The organism is Actinomadura roseirufa, from assembly GCF_900659635.1.
In the GTDB taxonomy this organism is placed as follows: domain Bacteria; phylum Actinomycetota; class Actinomycetes; order Streptosporangiales; family Streptosporangiaceae; genus Spirillospora; species Spirillospora roseirufa.
In genome coordinates this window covers 1-4250 of record NZ_CAACVB010000441.1, presented here as the reverse complement: position 1 = coordinate 4250, position 4250 = coordinate 1, and the positions used below count along the sequence as shown (strand labels likewise).

Genomic DNA, 4250 nt, shown 5'->3' with positions numbered 1-4250 from the left:
CTGCCCGCGGCGGTGGCCGCCGTGGTCCGCGACGTCGCGCCGGACGTGGTCGTCAACTGCGCCGGCGCGACCCGCGGCACCCCGGCGGAGCTGGTCCGGGGCAACGTCGTGGCCGTCGCGAACCTGGTGGCGGCGCTGGCGTCGGCGGGCGGCCCGGTCCGGCTCGTCCAGCTGGGCTCGGCCGCCGAGTACGGCGACGCCGCGCCGGGCACGCCCGTCGCCGAGTCGGCCCGGCCGAACCCCGTCGCGCTGTACGGCGTCACGAAGCTGGCCGGGACGGAGCTGGTCCGCACGGTGGTGGAGCGCGCGGCCGCGGGCACGGCGGACGCGCCCCTCGACGCCGTCGTCCTGCGGGTGTTCAACCCGGTGGGGCCCGGCTCGCCGCGGTCCACGCTGGCGGGCCGGCTCGCCGCCGAGCTGCGCCGCACCGCGGGCACCGGCGAGGACGTGCGGGTCGGCCCGCTGACCGCGTCCCGGGACCTGGTCGACGTCCGGGACGTGGCGGACGCGGTGCTGGCCGCGGCGCTCGCCCCCTACCCGCTGCCCGCCGTGCTCAACGTGGGCAGCGGGCGGGCGACGCCGCTGCGGGACGTGGCGGACCTGCTCGTCCGCGCCGCCGGGACGGGACGGCGGGTGGTGGAGGCCGCCGCCGGCTCGGAGCGCTCGGCGGGCGTCGGCTGGCAGCAGGCCGACATCGGGGCGATCGCCCGGGTGCTCGGCTGGGTGCCCGCCACCGACCTCGCGACCTCGCTGCGCGACCTGTGGGCGGAGCCGGCATGCCCGGCCTGACCGGACGCGTCGGCGCGGTGGCGGTCCCGGCGTACTTCCCCCCGGCCGCGCTCGACTGGGCGGTCCTCGCCGACCCCCGGCTGGGCGCGGTCGTGTTCAACGTCGACAGCGGGGCCGGCACCGTCCGGGACCGGGACTTCGCCGCGGTGGCGCACCGCACCTCCGATGCGGGCGTGCCGCTCGCCGGGTACGTCGACACCGCCTACGGCAGCCGGCCGGCGTGCGAGGTCGAGGAGGAGCTGGTGCGCTACCGGTCGTGGTACGGCATCCGGATGGTGTTCCTCGACCAGGTGTCCGCCGACCCCGAGCACCTGCTGCGGTACCGGCGGATCGTCGCGGGCCTGCGGGGCCGCGGCACCGAGTACGTCGTGTTCAACCACGGCGTGTACCCCGACGCCGCCTACTGCGACCTCGCCGACCTCCTCGTCACCTTCGAGGGCCCGTGGTCGGCGTACCAGCGGCTGCGCGCCCCGGCGTGGGCGCGCAAGCTGCCCGCCGAGCGCTTCTGCCACCTGGTCTACGCGGCGCCGCGGCCCGTCCTCGCGCGGGCGCTGGCGCGGGCCGGGCGATGTAACGCCGGTGTCGTCTACGTGACGGACCGGGCGGGCGCCAACCCGTGGAACGGCCTGCCCGAGTACTTCGCGCGTGAGCTCTCGCTCGTCTACGCGGACCGCTGAGACCGGCGGGCGGAGGACCGGCGGACGGAGGGCCTGACCGCGGGACCGGCTCGCGGAGACCTGGCACGCAGAGACATTGACCCCTCACGAACCGCGGGCCACCGTCTAATGAACAGGAAGGTTCCCTCTGAGCCGGCCGCCCGGCCGGCCCGCTCCGACCTCCCGGTCGAAAGTCCCCCGCCAAAGGAGCAGCAGGATGCCCAGGAAGTCCACCCTCGCGCTCGCCGCCGCCGCGGCCGTCGCGCTTCCGGTCACGCTCGCCACGTCCGCCTTCGCCCACGGGTACACCCAGTCGCCGGCGAGCCGCAGCTACCTGTGCGGTCAGCACAAGGTCAACAACTGCGGCCAGGTCCAGTGGGACCCCGACGGCGTCGAGGGCCCGAAGGGATTCCCGTCGGGCGGCCCCGGCGACGGCAGGATCTGCGCCGGCGCCGACTCCCGCTGGTCCCCGCTCGACGACCAGCGCGGCGGCACCGGCTGGCCCGCCACCAAGGTCACCGCCGGCGGGGCCCTCCCCATCTCGTGGCGGTTCACCGCGGCGCACTCCACCACGTCGTTCCGCTACTTCCTGACCAAGGACGGCTGGGACGTCACCAAGCCGCTGACGAGGGCCGCGCTCGACCTCACGCCGTACCACCAGGAGAACCTGAAGGGCCGCCCGCCCGCCAACCCCACCGTCCACAACACGACGCTGCCGCAGCGGCACGGCCGGCACATCCTGCTGTCGGTGTGGGACATCGCCGACACGGGCAACGCCTTCTACCAGTGCGCGGACGTCGACTTCGGGTGACCCCCGGGCACGCTCCGTGACGGAAGGGCCATCCGATGGGACGAACCTCCCATCGGATGGCCTTTTCCGGCGAGTCACCTCTCCGTAATTGCCACAAACTCCCAGATGGCGGGCATCCTTGTCCGCATGAGCACTCCGCCTGAGATCGACACGACGGTGCCGCACTCGGCCCGCGTCTGGAACTACCTGCTGGGCGGGAAGGACAACTACCCCGTCGACGTCGCAGCCGGTGACCGGATCTGCGAGGTCTTCCCGGGCATGGTCGACATCACCCGTCACTCCCGGCACATGCTGTCGCGGGTCGTCCGGTACCTGACCGCCGAGGCCGGGATCCGCCAGTTCCTCGACATCGGGACGGGGCTTCCCACGGTCGACAACACCCACGAGGTCGCGCAGCGGGTCGCCCCGGAGTCCCGGATCGTCTACGTCGACAACGACCCGCTCGTCCTCGTGCACGCCCGCGCCCTGCTGTCGAGCACCCCCGAGGGCGCCACCGACTACATCGAGGCGGACGTCCGCGACCCCGACCGCATCCTCGCCGAGGCGGCCCGGACCCTGGACTTCGACCGCCCCGTCGCGCTGATGCTCATGGGGATCATGGGCCTGGTCGGGGACTACGACCAGGCGCGGGCGATCGTCGACCGGCTGATGGCCGCGCTCCCCCCGGGCAGCTACCTGGCCGTCTACGACGGCAGCGACACCGACTCCGCCTACGTGGAGGCGATCAGCCGCTACAACGCGGGCTCGGGCGCCGTCCCGTACACCCCCCGCAGCCCGGAGCTGATCGCCGGCTACCTGAGCGGGCTGGAGATGCTGGAGCCCGGCGTCGTCTCGGTGTCGCGCTGGCGCGGCGAGCCCAACCCCTGGGGCGAGGCCCCCGAGGTCGCCTGCCACGGCGGCGTGGCCCGCAAGAACTGACGTCAGCGGGTTTTTCACGAATCTCCGCGGAGATGTAGAGGACGGCCGGACGGCTCCGACCTTCTGGTGAGCGGCGCCGGCACGGGCGCCGGCCGGAGGATGGGAGATCGACATGGGCAAGGTCACCTGTGACCTGGCGGTGTCGCTGGACGGGTACGTCACGGGCCTGCACCAGAGCCTGGAGAACCCGTTCGGCGAGGGCGTCGGGCAGCGGCTGCACCGCTGGATGTGGGAGGAGCCCGAGGCGAACGCCGAGGCCATCGAGAAGATCACGATGGCCGGGGCGTTCATCATGGGCCGCAACATGTTCGGTCCCGGGCGCGGCGACTGGGACCTGGACTGGACGGGCTGGTGGGGCGAGGAGCCGCCCTACCACGCCCCGGTCTTCGTCCTGACCCACCACCCCCGCGAGATGGTCACGATGAAGGGCGGCACGACCTTCACCTTCGTCACCGACGGCGTCGAGTCCGCCTTCGCGCAGGCGCGGGAGGCGGCGGGCGCCGCCGACATCGCGATCGCCGGCGGCGCCCGGACCGTCAACCAGTACCTGGCCGCGGGGCTGATCGACGAACTGCGGCTGCACACCGTCCCGCTGGTCCTCGGGCGGGGCGAGCGGCTGTTCGCGGGGCTCCGCGACCTGGAGTTCGAACCGGTCGGCGACATCTCCGGGACCGCCATGGTCACCCACCTGACCTACCGCCCGGTCAGGTGACCCCGGTCACAGGACGTCGGCGGGGTTCTCCGGGACGGACCGGGTGCGCCCCGTCGCGTCCAGCAGCAGCCGGGCGTGCCCGGTGAGCGTCGCCGGATCGTAGTCGCGATGGCCCGCCAGCACGATCGTGAGATCGGCGGCGGCCAGCGCCGCGGGCAGGTCGTCCCCCGCGTGCGGGATCTCCTCCTGGCCGACGCGCCAGCTCCCGACGTGCGGATCGTGGTAGGACAGCCGCGCGCCGTGGCGGAGCAGGCGCTGGGCGACGGGCCGTGCGGGTGATTCGCGTTGGTCGGCGATGTCGGCCTTGTAGGTGACGCCCAGCAGAAGGATCTTGGCGTCCTTGAGGGCGCGTCCCTGGCGGTTG

Annotated in this window: 6 protein-coding genes; 5 read left to right on the top strand and 1 reads right to left on the bottom strand. The window is 73.9% G+C overall.

Annotated elements, in window-relative coordinates; genetic code table 11:
• From E1291_RS39700 to E1291_RS39680, 5 genes are all read left to right on the top strand, one after another.
• On the top strand, nucleotides 1-789 hold a 789-nt coding region (locus tag E1291_RS39700; protein WP_165495523.1), incomplete at its 5' end, for an NAD-dependent epimerase/dehydratase family protein.
• Nucleotides 777-1466, top strand: a complete 690-nt coding sequence (locus tag E1291_RS39695; protein ID WP_131743159.1) for a spherulation-specific family 4 protein — start codon at nucleotides 777-779, stop codon at nucleotides 1464-1466. The genes E1291_RS39700 and E1291_RS39695, both read left to right, overlap by 13 nt.
• Nucleotides 1467-1662: 196 nt before the next feature.
• On the top strand, nucleotides 1663-2256 hold the full coding sequence (locus tag E1291_RS39690; protein WP_131743158.1) for a lytic polysaccharide monooxygenase auxiliary activity family 9 protein: 594 nt from the start codon (nucleotides 1663-1665) through the stop codon (nucleotides 2254-2256).
• Nucleotides 2257-2382: 126 nt separating this feature from the next.
• The gene (locus E1291_RS39685; RefSeq protein ID WP_131743157.1) at nucleotides 2383-3174 is read left to right on the top strand and encodes an SAM-dependent methyltransferase; all 792 of its coding nucleotides are present in this window, start codon (nucleotides 2383-2385) and stop codon (nucleotides 3172-3174) included.
• A gap of 112 nt (nucleotides 3175-3286) precedes the next feature.
• Nucleotides 3287-3886 carry a dihydrofolate reductase family protein gene (locus E1291_RS39680; protein WP_131743156.1) on the top strand — a complete coding sequence of 200 codons (600 nt, stop codon included), beginning with the start codon at nucleotides 3287-3289 and terminating at the stop codon, nucleotides 3884-3886.
• Between the two features lie 6 nt (nucleotides 3887-3892).
• Here E1291_RS39680 and E1291_RS39675 read toward each other — a convergent pair.
• The coding region (locus tag E1291_RS39675; RefSeq protein ID WP_278045313.1) for a UDP binding domain-containing protein at nucleotides 3893-4250 on the bottom strand (358 nt) is incomplete at its 5' end.